This is a genomic window from Streptomyces sp. NPDC101194 (genome assembly GCF_044767885.1).
Lineage (GTDB): Bacteria > Actinomycetota > Actinomycetes > Streptomycetales > Streptomycetaceae > Streptomyces.
Map to the genome: position 1 here is coordinate 21,239 of NZ_JBIWOS010000014.1, position 14,004 is coordinate 35,242.

Genomic DNA, 14,004 nt, shown 5'->3' on the forward strand with positions numbered 1-14,004 from the left:
TCACGGTCTGCCCGCAGTGCTCGAACCGGATGGGTTCTGCTTCCGTAAGGGTGTACGAGGGGTCCGGTCGACGGCATGGTGTCGGGGGTGGCGCACTCCGCAGCGGCAGCAGTCCGGCCCGCGTTCGAAGCGATCCGGACCGCAGCGGGCGTCTTCGCCGTCTCCTCGGCCTTCTGCGCGTGCCTGCCTGATCGGGTGCCGGTGTGCGGCGACTGTGCGATCAACCGGGGTCCGGGGGCGGAACAACTGGCCGACCTGGCCTTCCAGTCGGCACGGAACATCGTCGAACGGCTGAGCAACGAACCAGAGGCCTGGCGAGGCATCGCCACCCGCTGCGGCAGGACCCCGGACGGCTACCTCGCCGGACTCCGACCGCGCGCCTCGGTGATCCGGCTCGAGGGCCTCACCCGAACCACTCATGGATCACGACTCGATACGCCCCGGGCCTCTCGTTCGGATCGGGCCGGGCCGCACGGTCAGCCCTCGACGGTGATGCGGAAGACGGGGTGGTCGGGGCAGGCGGCCAGGAGCTCGGTGTCCGTGGACTTCGCGGTGATGCCCTGGAAGTACTGGTTGACCTCCCAGCCCCACCGCTCCAGATAGGCGCGGACGATCCGCACCTTCTGCTCGTCGTCAGCGATCTCCACGGCCGTGAAGGCGCGGATCTTCCGGCCCACCCTCAGCTCGCCGCCACCGGCGACCCGCATGTTGCGCACCCACTGGGAGTGTCCCCGCGCGGAGACCAGATACTGCGCGCCGTCGTAGGTGTGGGTGTTCACCGGGATGCGCTGCAGTTGTCCGCTCTTGCGGCCGCGCACCGACAGCTCGGCCGAGCCGAGCAGGCTGACGCCGTGCCGGGCGAGCCAGCCGATGACGCTGTTCATCCGGATGGTGAAGGTGTTGCCCTGAAGGTAGTACGGCTGAGACATGGTGACTCCCTCGCATATTGAGAGCAGTGCTCTCGCTTGAGATCAGTGTGCACGGAACGAGTGCCCCAAAGCAAGAGCGGTGCTCTCGTTGTCGGTCGGTGCTCTCTGTCCATGGCAGAATGAGCAACATGAGTGCTGTCCGAGGAGCCAGGGAACGGGCCCGTATCGAGATCACCGCCGCCATCAAGGAGGAGGCGAGGAAGCAGCTCGCGGCCGAGGGCGCCGCGAAGCTCTCGCTGCGCGCGGTCGCCCGGGAACTCGGTATGGCGTCCTCCGCGCTCTACCGCTACTTCCCCAGCCGGGACGAACTGCTCACGGCCCTGATCATCGATGCCTACGATTCCGTCGGCGAGAGCGCCGAGGCCGCCCACCGGGCCACCCGTGCCGACGCCGCCCCCCACCTCGCGCGCTGGACGGCGGTCGCCCACGCCGTGCGCGACTGGGCCCTCGCCCACCCGCATGAGTACGCCCTGATCTACGGCTCGCCGGTGCCCGGTTACAACGCGCCGCAGGCGACCGTCGGTCCCGCCTCCCGTGTCGGCCTCGTCCTGATCGCCGTCGTCGGCGAGGCGTTTCGTACCGACGGTCTCGCCGTGCCGCCGCTCACCGACGAGCTGCGCGCCGAGGCCGAGCGGATGGTCGCCGACTTCGCCCCCGATCTGCCTGCCGGGGTGGTCGCCCCGCTGATCGCCGCCTGGTCGCAGCTCTTCGGGCTGATCTCCTTCGAGCTCTTCGGCCAGTTCCGGCGAGTGGTGGAGGCCCGGGAGATCTTCTTCCGGGAAGCCGTCACCGAACTGGCCCGCACGGTCGGTCTGCTCGGCCACCCAAGCGGCTGACGACCTCATGCGCAACAGCGGACGACCTCGTGCGCGGCCGCAGCCGGCGGGCCCGTCCGGTGAGCCGTGCGCGAGGAGGTCGGAGACGGGTTACGCCGGGCGGACCCGGGTCGTGTGGTCGGGACCGTCCCGGGACATGGCACTCCTCGCCCGCCGCCCGCCCCGTACGACGTACTCCACAGGGAGTACGAGTGATCACCACGCCCGGCTGACGCTCCCGCACCGGCCCGCGGTCTAGCGTGGCGGACATGGAAGAGCGACGCCCACACCGGCTGCACGGCGAGCCTCCGCGGTGGCTGACGGAGACACCGGGGGAGTACGCCTCCCGGCTGCCCTGGCCGTCGACGATCGTGCTCGGCGCCGTCGTCATGATCGGTTCGACCGTCGCGGCCCGTGGACAGATGGACGAGCGGGCGCCGCTGGACGTCTTCGCGAGGCTGCTGCTCTTCCTGGCCGTCGCCGTGCTTCTGCTGCGCCACCGCCACCCCGTGGTGGCCGTCTTCGGGAGTTCGACCGCCGCGATGGTCTACCTGGCGGCCGGCTATCCGTACGGACCGGTCTTCCTGGCCGTCGCCGTGGGTTGCTTCAGCGCGGTCGTCGCCGGGCATCGACGGGCCGCCTGGTCGGCCGTCGGAATGGTGTGGCTGGGGCATGTCCTGGTGGCCCACTGGCTCTACCGCTGGCTGCCGCCCTCCGAGGACCACGTTCCTCCCTGGGGGCAGGAGCTGGGTGTCGCCGCCTGGGTGGTGGCCATCATCGCCGCCGCCGAGTTCGTCCGCGTACGCCGTGAGCAGTGGGCGGACCGGCGGGCGGAGCGGGAGGCCGCGGAACGGCGCCGGGCCGACGAGGAGCGGCTGCGGATGGCCCGTGAGCTCCATGACGTCCTGGCCCACAGCATCTCCGTGATCAACGTTCAGTCGAGCGTCGGACTCGCACTGCTGGACTCCGATCCCGAGCAGGCCCGCACCGCCCTCACCACCATCAAGGCCGCCAGCAAGGAGGCGCTGGGCGAGGTCCGCCAGGTCCTGGACACCCTGCGTACCCCCGGAGACGCCCCCAGGACTCCGGCCCCCGGACTGGACCGGCTTCCCGAGCTCGTCGAACAGGCGGCGAGCACCGGACTGACCGTCGCCGTCGAGACCGAAGGGGTGCGCGGCGCCGTCCCGCCCGGGGCGGATCTCGCCGCCTTCCGGATCGTGCAGGAGGCGCTGACGAATGTGGTCCGGCACTCCGGATCGCGCACCGCGCAGGTCCGGATCGGCTATGAGCCCGGCCGGATCCGGCTCCGGATCGACGACGGGGGACCCGCCACCGGCAACGATGCCGGAGGCAGCGGCAATGGGCTGGTGGGCATGCGGGAGCGGGCCGCCGCGCTGGGTGGCACGATCGAGGCGGGGCCCCGGACCGACGGCGGCTTCCGGGTGCGGGCCGAGCTTCCGCTGCCTTCCGACACACCTGGCGCGGCGGCGCGCAAGGAGGAGACGACGTGATCCGCGTACTGCTCGCCGACGACCAGTTGCTGGTCCGGGCCGGTTTCCGGGCCCTGCTGGACGCCCAGCCCGACATCGAGGTGGCGGGGGAGGCGGCCGACGGTGAGGAGGCCGTACGCCTGGTACGCGAATTGCGGCCGGACACCGTGCTGATGGACATCCGGATGCCGCGTCTCGATGGCCTCGCCGCGACCCGCGCCATCACCGGGGCCGCCGAACTGAGCGACGTCAAGGTGGTCATGCTCACCACCTTCGAGCTCGACGAGTACGTCTTCGAGGCGATCCGCTCCGGTGCCTCCGGCTTTCTGGTCAAGGACACCGAACCGGACGAGTTGCTGCGGGCGGTACGCGCCGTGGTCGTGGGTGACGCCCTGCTCTCGCCGGGGGTCACCCGTCGTCTGATCGCCGAGTTCGCGGCCCGTTCCAAGGAGCCCGCGGCGGCGATGGGGCTGAGCGAACTCACCGAACGGGAAAGGGAGGTGATGGCGCTCGTCGGCATCGGACTCTCCAACGAGGAGATCGCCAGACGGCTCGTCGTCAGTCCGCTCACCGCCAAGACCCACGTCAGCCGGACGATGGTGAAGCTCGGCGCCCGCGACCGGGCCCAACTCGTCGTGCTCGCCTACGAGTCGGGGCTCGTGCGCCCCGGCTGGCTGGGCTGACGCCTCCCGCCGCGCAGCGCCGGATGCGCGGCGGCCGACAGGACGACGCCCCGTCGGCCACCGCACGTTCCCCCTCATGGGGCGGTCAGTCCCGCACGGACACCTTGCGGGCCGCTGCCGCCTCGACCGCGGCGGCCCGGTCCATTTCGGACGAGGCGACCAGCACGGTGCGCTGCACGGGCCGGCTGCGCCGCAGCCCGGTCAGGGTGATCAGCAGCCCGGCCAGCGCGACCGCGGTCACCACGACCAGACCGGGCCGGTAGCTGTCCAGGACCGCCTGGCGGGATCCGTCTCCGCTGCCGTGCGCCGTGATCACCGCGGTCACGATCGCGAGGAAGATCGCCCCGCCCACCTGGATCGAGGTGTTCAGCAGACCCGAGACCATGCCCTGTTCGTCGTCGTCCACCCCGTTGGTCGCTTGGATGTTGAGCGAGGGGAAGGTCAGCGCGCACGCCGCGCCGAGCAGCAGCATGGAGGGCAGGATCACCGCCGCGTACGACGGGGTGAGCGTGATGCGCAGGAACAGCGCGTAGCCGATGACGAGGGAAGTGAAGCCGGTCGCGATGACACGCGGGGTGCCGAACCGGTCCACCACGTCGCCGATCTTCGTCGAGGAGAGGGCGACCAGCACGCCCGCGGGCAGGAAGGCCAGTGCGGTCTGCAGTGCGGACCAGCCGAGCAGCGACTGCATGTACTGGGTGACCAGGAACTGGAAGCCCACGTAACTGCCGAAGAACGCGGCGGCCCCCAACTGCGCCCTGACCTGGCTGCCGGAGCGCAGCACCCCGAGCCGGATCAGCGGGTTCGCGGTGCGCCGCTCGATGGTGACGAAGACGGTGAGCAGTGCGGCGACGGCGAGGAACGACAGGAGTGTGCGGGCGGAGGCCCAGCCCGCCTCCGGGGCCTGCACGACGGTGAACACCAGCAGCAGCATGGAGGCCGTGCCGGTGACGGCGCCCGGCAGGTCGTAGCCGCGGTGGGTGTCCTCGCGTTCGCTGTGCGGGATCAGCTTCAGGCCGGCCAGCAGGGCGATCAGCGCGATGGGAGCGGGCAGCAGCATCGTCCACCGCCAGGACAGCTGGGTGAGGAGGCCCGAGAGGACCAGGCCCATGGAGAAGCCGGTGGCCGCGCAGGTGGTGTAGATGGAGAGGGCCCGGTTGCGCTGTGGGCCCTCCTTGAACGTCGTGGTGATGATGGAGAGCCCGGCCGGTGCGGTGAAGGCGGCGCTCAGCCCCTTGATGAAGCGGCTGGCGATCAGCAGCGGTCCGGAGTCGACGAATCCGCCGAGCAGTGAGGCGAGCGCGAAGACGCCGAGTGCGATCAGGAAGACCCGGCGCCTGCCCAGCAGATCGGCCGCGCGGCCGCCGAGGAGCAGCAGGCCGCCGTATCCGAGGATGTAGCCGCTGACGATCCACTGCAGGGTCGAGGTGGTCAGCCCGAGATCGTCCGCGATGGACGGCAGTGCGACGCCGACCATGGAGACGTCGAGAGCGTCCAGGAACATCGCGGCACAGAGCACGAGCAGGGTGCCCCACAGGCGGGGGCTCCAACGCTCATGGGAATCGGGGACGTTGAGCGGAGAGGTCATGAGCAGCACAGTACATGCACATGCATTGAATGCAAGTGCATTTAATTCCAGTGCAACAAACGGCCGCATCTCTGCTACCGTGCGGTCATGGCAGCGAACAAGTCGGAGCGGATGCTCGTCGACGAGTGGCGGGACATCCTCGCCCTGCACGCCAGGACGCTCTGTGAGCTCGACCGCGAGCTGCACCGGCACGGCCTCGGTGCCAGCGATTTCGAGGTGCTCGACGTCCTCGCGGAGGGCGCGGCGGAGGACGGCGGCCCCACCTATCGTGTGCAGGATCTGGCTTCCCGGGTCCATCTCAGCCAGAGCGCGCTGTCCCGCCTGATCGCACGGCTGGAAAAGGACGACCTCGTGTGCCGGGGGATGTGCAGTGAGGACCGGCGCGGGGTCAGGGTCGAACTGACGGCGAAGGGCCGGGCGCGGCACGCGGAGGTCAAGCCGCTGCAGAGATCGGTGCTCGCCCGGATGCTGGGCGGTGCGGCGGGTTGACCGCCTCGCCGCGGGCCTCTGCTGGACCGGGGCTGCCGGACCACCGCCCGCCCTGCCCCGTTCTCAGGACCAGGTCACCCCGGAGTTCTCGCGCCAGATCCGGGCCGGTTCGCGGTCGCCCGTCACGGTGACCGCGGTGAGCGGCAGTCGGTTCCAGAGTGTCAGATAGAGCTCACCGGCCGTCGCGCTCAACTCGCAGTCCGCCGGGCCTCCTTCGGGAGCCGCTTCGTGGCGTACGGTCTGCGGCGGTTCCGGTGAGAGTCGCACGGTCCACGTGGTGCCCGCGTCGGTGGCCCGCACCCGCAGGGTGCGAGGCGTGCGGGTGCGCACCCTGCTCCTCGCGCGTGCATGGAATCCGCGCAGCAACTCGTCGATCCCGTCCACCGCGTGATCGGCCGTCACCGGCGACAGCCGTCCGCCGCGCGCCGATTCCGCGTCCACCCGGTGAACGGTGGTCTCGTGCGACTGCCGCCGCGCCCAGAAGGCCAGTGGCGACGGTGCGGGCATGAAGGTCCAGCACTCCAGTCCGGCGGGCGCGGCCCGCAGCGCGTCGACCAGGAGGCCGTGGCCCTCACGGAACCAGCCGAGCAACTCGGGCCCGTCCAGATCGGGTTGCCCGCCGTCGGGTCGGTAGGAGGTGTGTCCCTCGACGACGAGAGCGGTCGCCCAGCGATGCACCATGCCCATGTGCCGGAGCAGATCACGCACCTGCCAGCCCGGACAGGTGGGCACCTGTGCCCCCGTGCCCGCCTCCTGCGCGGCGGTTGCCAGCATCCGTCCTTCGTCGGCCAGGGACTCGATGTGGTCCGTGATCTCCATGGCGTCGATTGTGCCAGTGGTCCGGCCCCCCCCAGAGGGGTGGTTCCGGCCGTCCCGCGCGGTGCGGCCGGCCTCTCAGGCGTGTGCGGCGTTGCGTGCTCCGTACCCCAGCGCGGCCGCCGCGGTGGCCAGCAGCGCCACCGTGGTGAGGGCCGCCGGGAGGGAGGCCCAGTCGGCCAGGAAGCCGATCGCGGGCGGTCCGAGCAGCATTCCTCCGTAGCCGAGCGTCGAGGCGGCGGCCACTCCACCCGGACCGGCCAGCTCGCCGGCCCGGCCGACCGCGACGGGAAAGATATTGGCCAGACCGAGGCCCGTGACGGCGAAACCGACGAGCGCCGGCCAGACGGTCGGGGCCAGTGAGGCGAGCAGCATTCCGGCGGCGGCCGTGGCACCGCCCACGACCAGGGTCCGGGTCTGGCCGAGCCGTTCGAGCAGTGCTGTGCCGCTGAGCCGGCCGGCCGTCATGGCCAGCGCGAACAGGGAGTACCCGGCGGCGGCGATGCCCGGGTGGGCATCCAGATCCTGTTCCAGATGGAGGGCGCCCCAGTCGGCCAGCGCGCCTTCGCCGTACGCGGTGCACAGCGCGATCACCCCGAAGAGGAGCACCAGGCGGCGGGCGCGCCCGTCCGGTCGTCGCGGCTTTCGCGCCCCGTCGGTGGCCGGTGCGGATCTCGGTGCGGGGTGGCGCAGCAGCACCGGTCCGGTCGTCGCGGTGACGAGGAGTCCGACCCCGGTGAGGGCGAAGAGGTGTGCGGCGGGGGAGAGGCCGCCCGCGACCAGTGCGCCGAGCCCGGCGCCGACCATTCCGCCCAGGCTGAACGCGGCGTGGAAGCTCGGCATCACCGGGCGCCGCAGCGCGGCCACCAGATCGACCGCCGCGCTGTTCATCGCCACGTTCATCCCGCCGTACGCGGCCCCGAAGACCAACAGCACCGAGCCGAGCGCGAGGGCCGAATGCGTCTGTGCGGGCAGGGCGATGCTCAGGGAGAGAAGGACACCGCAGACCACGGTGACCGGGTGGCTGCCGAAGCGACGGCACAGCCGGCCGGTGAGCATCATGGTCACCACGGCCCCGGCGGATACGCCGAGCAGAGCGAGCCCCAGGGTGGAGGCGGAAGCACCGGTCTGGTGCTTGATCGCCGGGATGCGGACCACCCAGCCGGCGAAGAGGAAGCCGTCGAGGGCGAAGAACAGGGTCAGCGCGGTACGGAGGCGGATCGTCGAAGGTGGGGCGGTGTCTCCGCCCGGTCCCCCCGGCAGGGCCGTCCGCAGTTTGTTTAGTTGCGGCACAAACTCAGCATAGGGGCGTCCGGACAGCGGGCGCAAGACGGCCGTTCGCGGCGGCCGCAAGAGGCACAACTGAGCCATCGGGGCGTCGTCGGGACCTCCGGATCATGGGAGACTCGCCCCCATGAACGGCAAGGTGACCACCACCCGGACAAAATTGGAGAGGGGCCGCAGCGCACTCGGACCCGCGCTGGAACTGGTCCACACCGGACGCGCGCCCACCCGCGCCGTCCTCACCTCCGAACTCGGCGTCACCCGGGCGACGGCCGGTGCGGTCGCGGCGGAACTGGAGGCGCTCGGCCTGATCCGGGTCGACTCCCGGCCGGGCTCCGCCGCCGGATCGCAGGGGCGCCCCTCGCACCGGCTGGCCATCCGTGAGTCGGGGCCCGTCGCGATCGCCGCGCAGGTGCACGCCGACGGGTTCCGGGCCGCGCTCGTCGGGCTCGGCGGACGGCTCGTCGCCACCGCCCCCAGCTGCGTCACCATCACGGCGGACCCGGCGCAGGTCATCGGCGAAGTGGTCGACGACTGCGCCCGGCTGCTCCGCGACAGCGGGCTGCGCTGCGTCGGGGCGGGCCTCGCGGTGCCGTCCGCGGTCGCCGAGCCGGAGGGCACCGCGCTCAATCCGCTGCACATCGCCTGGCCGGCAGGGGCACCGGTGCGTGAGATCTTCGCCGCCTTCGTACGGGAAGCGGGCATCCCCGGGCCGGCGTTCACCGGGAACGACGTCAATCTCGCCGCGCTCGCCGAACACCGGCACGGTGCCGGGCGCGGTGCCCAGCATCTGCTCTGTGTGGCCACCGGGCACCGGGGTGTGGGCGGCGCTCTTGTCCTCGACGGCCGTCTGCACACCGGGAGTTCGGGACTCGCGCTGGAGGTCGGGCATCTCACGGTGAACCCGGAGGGCCGCCCGTGCCACTGCGGTGGCCGGGGCTGCCTGGACGTCGAGACCGACCCGCTGGCCTTCCTCGTCGCCGCCCGCCGCGAACCCGGTCCGGAGGAGTCGCTGCTCAAGCAGGCCGGCGATCTGCTGCGCACGGAGTACGACGACGCGGCGGTGCGGGGCGCGGCCGAGGAGCTGATCGACCGGCTCGGCCTCGGGCTCGCGGGACTGGTCAACATCCTCAACCCCGACCGCATCATCCTCGGCGGCCTGCACCGGGCCCTGCTCGACGCGGATCCGGAACGGCTGCGCGCGGTGGTGGCCGACCGCAGCCTGTGGGGGCGCAGCGGCAGTGTGCCGATCCTGCCGTGCACACTCGACCACAACAGCCTGGTGGGCGCGGCGGAACTCGCCTGGCAGCCGGTGCTGGACGATCCGCTGGCCGCGCTCGCGTGACGAGGGTGGCCGTGCCCGTGCGACGACGTGGGGGCGGCCGCACCGTCCTCATCCTCCGGAGGGGCCCGAAGCGGTCCCCCACGCGAAGCCCCGTGCCGCGTCGTTGACCGGGATTGCCTCCAACGCCTCTGAATCCAGGGGATGTTCGAGGCGAAGGAGCCGTCGCAGCGGATGCGGCGGGCTCGGGGTGCCGGGCACCTCCTGTCTCCGCCCGGGACCGACTGCCCGCCGAAGCCCGCGTAGGCGAGGGCGGTCGGCTGCTCCGGCACCCGCCGGTCCGTCACGCGACGGACCCGTGACGGGTCGTCGGGCGCCGAAAACGCTCCCGTCCCTGCCGCCTCACGCCGTACCGCTGAGTCCGGTGACGGGCCGCATGGCCGAGGACCACCCGCCGCGGCGCGACTGCCGATTTCCCGCAGAGCGGGTCCAGTACGTCGAGCACGGCCGTACCCGGCTCCGGGTGGACGGCCGTCGGCACGCCGGTGGGTACGCCCCGCGAAGCGGCCGGTACACGCTGCCCCGGCCCATGCCCGCCTGTGACTGGACGGTCTCCGGGCCGGTGTCCGCATGGCCGTGCCCCCGTGGAAGCTCCCGAGCGACTTCGATCAGACGTTCGGTAACACTCGTGGAGCGACTGTACGGACCAGTGGGTACAGAATCCGGCGATCTCCGGTCGACCGGCGGGAGCAGCCGCGGATCCACCGCGTACTCCCGGGGTGGTACGCGTACGGCCGCTGGCCGTACGACGACTTGGACCCCCTCTCGAGGCCAGGCTCTTCAGGGTCAGGAAAACCTGAACGCGACCTCCGAACCTAGGGAGACGACCGAGATGAACGCTCTGGCGTACAGCGGTGGACCCGGGCCCTGGATCCCGCTCTTCCCACTCCTCCCGCTCTTCTGGGCGGCCGCCGTCGTCGGCGGCATCACTCTTCTGCGCCGCACGGCCCGCCGCGGCCGCCGCGGCCCCTGGCAGGCCCGTGCCGCCCAGGAAGGCCCCGCCGAAGCGTCCCCGATCACCTTGCTCGGCCGCCGCTTCGCGGCCGGAGAGATCGAGGAGGACGAGTACTGGCGCAGGATCTCCGTCCTCGACGAACAGTTCGGCCGCGGCGGCAAGGGAGGACCGGCATGACCACCACCGTCCCCACCTCCGAGTCCGCCCCCACCACCGACGCCGCAGCCCGGGTCGTTGACGCCGTGAAGCTCTACGGCAGCGGCGACACCCGGGTCAGGGCCCTGGACGGGGTGAGCGTCGACTTCCCGGCGGGCCGCTTCACCGCCATCATGGGCCCCTCCGGCTCCGGCAAATCCACCCTGATGCACTGCGCGGCCGGGCTCGACACCCTCACCTCCGGCTCCGTCTTCATCGGCGACACCGATCTCAGCACCCTCGACGACCGTCGGCTCACCCTGTTGCGCCGCCGACGCATCGGTTTCGTCTTCCAGTCCTTCAACCTCCTGCCGACGCTCACCGTCGCCGAGAACATCACCCTCCCCCTGGACCTCGCGGGGGAGCGGCCCGACCCGGAGTGGCTCGACGCGCTCGTCGACACCGTCGGACTGCGGGACCGGCTGCGCCACCGGCCCGGTGAACTCTCCGGCGGACAGCAGCAGCGCGTGGCGGTCGCACGGGCCTTCGCGGGCAGCCCCGACGTCGTCTTCGCCGACGAACCGACCGGCAACCTCGACTCCCGCTCCGGCCAGGAGGTGCTCCGGCTGCTCGGCCGCACCGTCCGGCAGACCGCCCGCACCGTCGTCATGGTGACCCATGACCCGGTTGCCGCGGCCCATGCCGACGAGGTCGTCTTCCTCGCCGACGGCAGGCTCGTCGACCGTATGCCCGATCCCACGGCGGAGCGCGTGCTCGACCGCTTCAAGTCCTTCGCCCCGCCCCACCCACAGGCGGTGACCACATGAGCGGCACCCGCACCTCCGTACGCCTGAGCATCTCCTCGCTCCGTGCCCACAAGCGCCGGTTCGCCGGCACATTCGTCGCCGTCCTGCTCGGCGTCGCGTTCCTCACCGGGACACTCGTCATGGGCGACACCCTGCGCGCGAGTTTCGACACCATGTTCGGCAACGCGACCGCCGGTACCGACGCCGTGGTGCGCGGCTCCAATGTCGTCACCGTCGCCGGTGAGTCCCAGGGCACCCGGCAACCGGTGAGCACCGCGCTCGTGACGAGGATCGAGCGGATCCCCGAGGTCGCCGCGGCGGCGCCCGACATCCAGGGCGCCGGTCAGCTCATCGGCTCCGACGGCACACCCGTCGGAGGCCAGGGGCCGCCCACCCTGGCCGGCAACTGGATCGACGACCCGAAGCTCAACCCGTACCGCCTTGCCGCCGGACGTGCCCCGTCCGCCCCCGGTGAAGCCGTGGTCAATCGCGGCACCGCGGACCGGGGCGGGCTCAGGATCGGCGACACGACCGTGCTGCGCACCCCCGACCCCGTACACGTCAGGATCGTCGGACTGGCCACCTTCGGCGGCCAGGACGGCATGGGGCAGGTCACCTACACCGCGCTGACGCAGGCCGACGCGGAGAAGTACCTCACGCCGAAGCCCGGCGAGGCATCGGCCATCCAGGTGCGCGCGACTCCGGGCACCAGCCAGCAGGAACTCGTCGACGCGCTGCGGCCCGTACTGCCCGGGGGAGTCGAGGCCATCACCGGACAGTCCTCGGCCGCCGAGAACCGGGACCTCATCTCCGGGGCGTTCCTCAGCGTGTTCACCACGCTGCTGCTGGTGTTCTCCGGGATCGTGCTGCTCGTCGCCACCTTCTCCATCCACAACACCTTCGCGATCGTCGTCGCCCAGCGAACCCGCGAGAACGCGCTGTTGCGCGCTCTCGGGGCTGCCCGTCGACAGGTCGTGGGCGCGACACTCGTCGAGGCGACCGTGGTCGGCATGATCGCCTCCGCGGCCGGTCTGGCCGGTGGCATCGGCATCGCCGCCGGACTGCGGGCGCTCTTTCCCGCCGTCGGATTCCCTTTCCCCGAGGGCGCGCTGGTGATCGGCGCGGTGTCCCTGCTGCTGCCGCTCGCCGTCGGCGTCCTCGTCTGCCTCGGCTCCGCCCTCCTGCCCGCCCTCCGGGCCGGACGCACCGCCCCGCTCGCCGCCCTGCGCGAGAGCGCCGTCGACGGCTCCGCGGCCTCCCGGACGCGCACCCTCGCCGGGTCCGTGCTCCTGCCGGCTTCCGTCGGCACCATTCTGGTCGGTGTGTCGGGCGATCCGTCCGTCCGGACGGCGGCCGCCGGCGCCGTGCTGGCGGTAGCCGCGTTCGTGGTGCTCGGACCCGTCGCCTCCTCGTACGCCGTACGGTTCCTCGGCGCCCCGCTCGGCCGGCTGCGCGGCGTCACGGGCCGACTGGCCGTGCGCAACGCCCTGCGCAGCCCCCGGCGAACCGCCTCCACCGCGACCGCGCTGATGATCGGCGTCGCCGTGGTCTCCCTCTTCACCGTCTTCGGTGCCTCGCTGAAGGCCACCATGAACCGGACGGTGGACCGCTCCTTCGCCGGCGACGTCGCCATCAGTGCCCCCGCCTTCGGCGCGGGCGGCAGCGGTCTCAGCCCCCGGCTCGCCCCGGCGGTCGCGCGGCTGCCACAGGTCGCGACAGCCGTCGGCCTCGGCAAAGGCGTCGCCGAGGTCGACGGCGCGGGACGTGCCCTGACCGTCACCGACCCGGCCGCTCTCGGCAGGGTCTTCGACCTCGGGGCGGTCGACGGGTCGCTGAAGCACCTGGGCGCGAACGGGATCGCCGTGTCCGGCACCGAGGCCGCCGAGCGTGGACTGCGCACCGGCTCCACAGCACGGCTCGCCTTCCCCGACGGCACGCAGCGGGACTTCACGGTCCGCGCTGTCTACGCACGGTCGGAACTCGCGGGCGACTACGTCATCACCCGTCAGGCCTGGGCCCCGCACCGAGCACAGGACTCCGACTCGCTGATCGCCGTCTCCTTCGAGCCCGGTGTGTCCACCGCCGACGGCAGGGCGGCGGTCGCCAGGACCGCGGCGGCGTACGGCAACCCGGACGTACAGACCCGCAGCGAGTACGCGCAGTCCTCGGCGGGCGGCATCGACATGATGCTCACCCTGGTCTACGCCCTGCTGGCGCTCGCCGTACTGATCGCCCTGCTGGGCATCGCCAACACGCTCACCCTGGCCCTCCACGAACGCACCAGGGAACTGGGCCTGTTGCGGGCCGTCGGGCAGACCCGGAGCCAACTGCGGTCCATGGTCCGCTGGGAGTCCGTCCTGGTCGCGGCGTTCGGCACGGCGGGCGGGCTGCTGCTGGGCGGCTTCCTCGGCTGGGTGCTGGTCAAGGCGTCCGCGTCCACGGGCAGCACGTCCCTCGCCTTCGCGCTCCCGCCGCTGCGGCTCCTGGTGGTCGCCCTCGTCGGGGTCACGGCCGGGGCGCTGGCGGGATCACGGCCGGCCCGCCGGGCAGCCCGGCTGGACGTGCTCCGAGCGGTCGCCGCCGAGTAGCGCACAGCGGAATCCGCCGCGGGAGCGGCAGGGCGGAAGGAGGAGCGGGACGTCGGCCGACGCCCCGCTCCTCCTTCCGCCCTG

General features: G+C 72.1%; 12 protein-coding genes and 1 pseudogene. 9 read left to right on the forward strand and 4 right to left on the reverse strand.

Annotated elements, in window-relative coordinates; genetic code table 11:
• Window positions 1-69 precede the first annotated feature (69 nt).
• Window positions 70-294 (forward strand): annotated as a pseudogene (locus tag ACIRP2_RS35535) (phosphate acyltransferase); the annotation flags it as partial.
• A 182-nt stretch (window positions 295-476) separates the two neighbouring features.
• Here ACIRP2_RS35535 and ACIRP2_RS35540 read toward each other — a convergent pair.
• Window positions 477-929 (reverse strand): nitroreductase family deazaflavin-dependent oxidoreductase, encoded by a 453-nt coding sequence (locus tag ACIRP2_RS35540; RefSeq protein ID WP_404257722.1) that lies wholly within the window; start codon window positions 927-929, stop codon window positions 477-479.
• A gap of 128 nt (window positions 930-1,057) precedes the next feature.
• Here ACIRP2_RS35540 and ACIRP2_RS35545 point away from each other — a divergent pair, with 128 nt between their 5' ends.
• The 3 genes from ACIRP2_RS35545 (at window position 1,058) to ACIRP2_RS35555 (ending at window position 3,917) form a co-directional block, all read left to right on the forward strand.
• Entirely contained in the window at window positions 1,058-1,765 is a 708-nt protein-coding gene (locus ACIRP2_RS35545; protein ID WP_404257724.1) for a TetR/AcrR family transcriptional regulator, read from the forward strand.
• 248 nt (window positions 1,766-2,013) lie between these two features.
• A complete protein-coding gene (locus tag ACIRP2_RS35550) occupies window positions 2,014-3,255 on the forward strand; it encodes a sensor histidine kinase (RefSeq protein ID WP_404257726.1) in 1,242 nt (413 codons plus the stop codon).
• Window positions 3,252-3,917 carry a response regulator gene (locus ACIRP2_RS35555; protein ID WP_404257728.1) on the forward strand — a complete coding sequence of 222 codons (666 nt, stop codon included), beginning with the start codon at window positions 3,252-3,254 and terminating at the stop codon, window positions 3,915-3,917. The genes ACIRP2_RS35550 and ACIRP2_RS35555 overlap by 4 nt, the downstream gene beginning before the upstream one ends.
• Window positions 3,918-4,002: 85 nt before the next feature.
• Here the strand turns inward: ACIRP2_RS35555 and ACIRP2_RS35560 are convergent, their stop codons facing one another.
• The gene (locus ACIRP2_RS35560) at window positions 4,003-5,505 is read right to left on the reverse strand and encodes an MFS transporter (protein WP_404257730.1); all 1,503 of its coding nucleotides are present in this window, start codon (window positions 5,503-5,505) and stop codon (window positions 4,003-4,005) included.
• Window positions 5,506-5,592: 87 nt separating this feature from the next.
• Here ACIRP2_RS35560 and ACIRP2_RS35565 point away from each other — a divergent pair, with 87 nt between their 5' ends.
• Window positions 5,593-5,994 carry a MarR family winged helix-turn-helix transcriptional regulator gene (locus ACIRP2_RS35565; RefSeq protein ID WP_404257732.1) on the forward strand — a complete coding sequence of 134 codons (402 nt, stop codon included), beginning with the start codon at window positions 5,593-5,595 and terminating at the stop codon, window positions 5,992-5,994.
• A 63-nt stretch (window positions 5,995-6,057) separates the two neighbouring features.
• Here the strand turns inward: ACIRP2_RS35565 and ACIRP2_RS35570 are convergent, their stop codons facing one another.
• Entirely contained in the window at window positions 6,058-6,813 is a 756-nt protein-coding gene (locus ACIRP2_RS35570; protein ID WP_404257734.1) for a maleylpyruvate isomerase family mycothiol-dependent enzyme, read from the reverse strand.
• Window positions 6,814-6,888: 75 nt separating this feature from the next.
• Window positions 6,889-8,103 carry an MFS transporter gene (locus ACIRP2_RS35575; protein ID WP_404257736.1) on the reverse strand — a complete coding sequence of 405 codons (1,215 nt, stop codon included), beginning with the start codon at window positions 8,101-8,103 and terminating at the stop codon, window positions 6,889-6,891.
• Window positions 8,104-8,224: 121 nt separating this feature from the next.
• On the opposite strand from ACIRP2_RS35575, the gene ACIRP2_RS35580 reads away from it, so the two are divergent.
• The 4 genes from ACIRP2_RS35580 (at window position 8,225) to ACIRP2_RS35595 (ending at window position 13,920) form a co-directional block, all read left to right on the forward strand.
• Entirely contained in the window at window positions 8,225-9,439 is a 1,215-nt protein-coding gene (locus ACIRP2_RS35580) for an ROK family protein (protein WP_404257738.1), read from the forward strand.
• Window positions 9,440-10,268: 829 nt separating this feature from the next.
• Window positions 10,269-10,568, forward strand: coding sequence for an SHOCT domain-containing protein (locus ACIRP2_RS35585; RefSeq protein ID WP_404257740.1), 300 nt, complete (start codon window positions 10,269-10,271; stop codon window positions 10,566-10,568).
• Complete coding sequence (locus ACIRP2_RS35590) at window positions 10,565-11,353, forward strand: ABC transporter ATP-binding protein (RefSeq protein WP_404257742.1); 789 nt, start codon at window positions 10,565-10,567, stop codon at window positions 11,351-11,353. The genes ACIRP2_RS35585 and ACIRP2_RS35590 overlap by 4 nt, the downstream gene beginning before the upstream one ends.
• A complete protein-coding gene (locus ACIRP2_RS35595; RefSeq protein ID WP_404257744.1) occupies window positions 11,350-13,920 on the forward strand; it encodes an ABC transporter permease in 2,571 nt (856 codons plus the stop codon). The genes ACIRP2_RS35590 and ACIRP2_RS35595 overlap by 4 nt, the downstream gene beginning before the upstream one ends.
• Window positions 13,921-14,004: the final 84 nt, after the last annotated feature.

Bases quoted from the DNA above. Each gene is read 5' to 3' on its own strand.
- ACIRP2_RS35540 (WP_404257722.1), bottom strand. From the start codon at position 929: ATGTCTCAGCCGTACTACCTTCAGGGCAACACCTTCACCATCCGGATG.
- ACIRP2_RS35545 (WP_404257724.1), top strand. From the start codon at position 1,058: ATGAGTGCTGTCCGAGGAGCCAGGGAACGGGCCCGTATCGAGATCACC.
- ACIRP2_RS35550 (WP_404257726.1), top strand. From the start codon at position 2,014: ATGGAAGAGCGACGCCCACACCGGCTGCACGGCGAGCCTCCGCGGTGG.
- ACIRP2_RS35560 (WP_404257730.1), bottom strand. From the start codon at position 5,505: ATGACCTCTCCGCTCAACGTCCCCGATTCCCATGAGCGTTGGAGCCCC.
- ACIRP2_RS35565 (WP_404257732.1), top strand. From the start codon at position 5,593: ATGGCAGCGAACAAGTCGGAGCGGATGCTCGTCGACGAGTGGCGGGAC.
- ACIRP2_RS35570 (WP_404257734.1), bottom strand. From the start codon at position 6,813: ATGGAGATCACGGACCACATCGAGTCCCTGGCCGACGAAGGACGGATG.
- ACIRP2_RS35580 (WP_404257738.1), top strand. From the start codon at position 8,225: ATGAACGGCAAGGTGACCACCACCCGGACAAAATTGGAGAGGGGCCGC.
- ACIRP2_RS35585 (WP_404257740.1), top strand. From the start codon at position 10,269: ATGAACGCTCTGGCGTACAGCGGTGGACCCGGGCCCTGGATCCCGCTC.
- ACIRP2_RS35590 (WP_404257742.1), top strand. From the start codon at position 10,565: ATGACCACCACCGTCCCCACCTCCGAGTCCGCCCCCACCACCGACGCC.
- ACIRP2_RS35595 (WP_404257744.1), top strand. From the start codon at position 11,350: ATGAGCGGCACCCGCACCTCCGTACGCCTGAGCATCTCCTCGCTCCGT.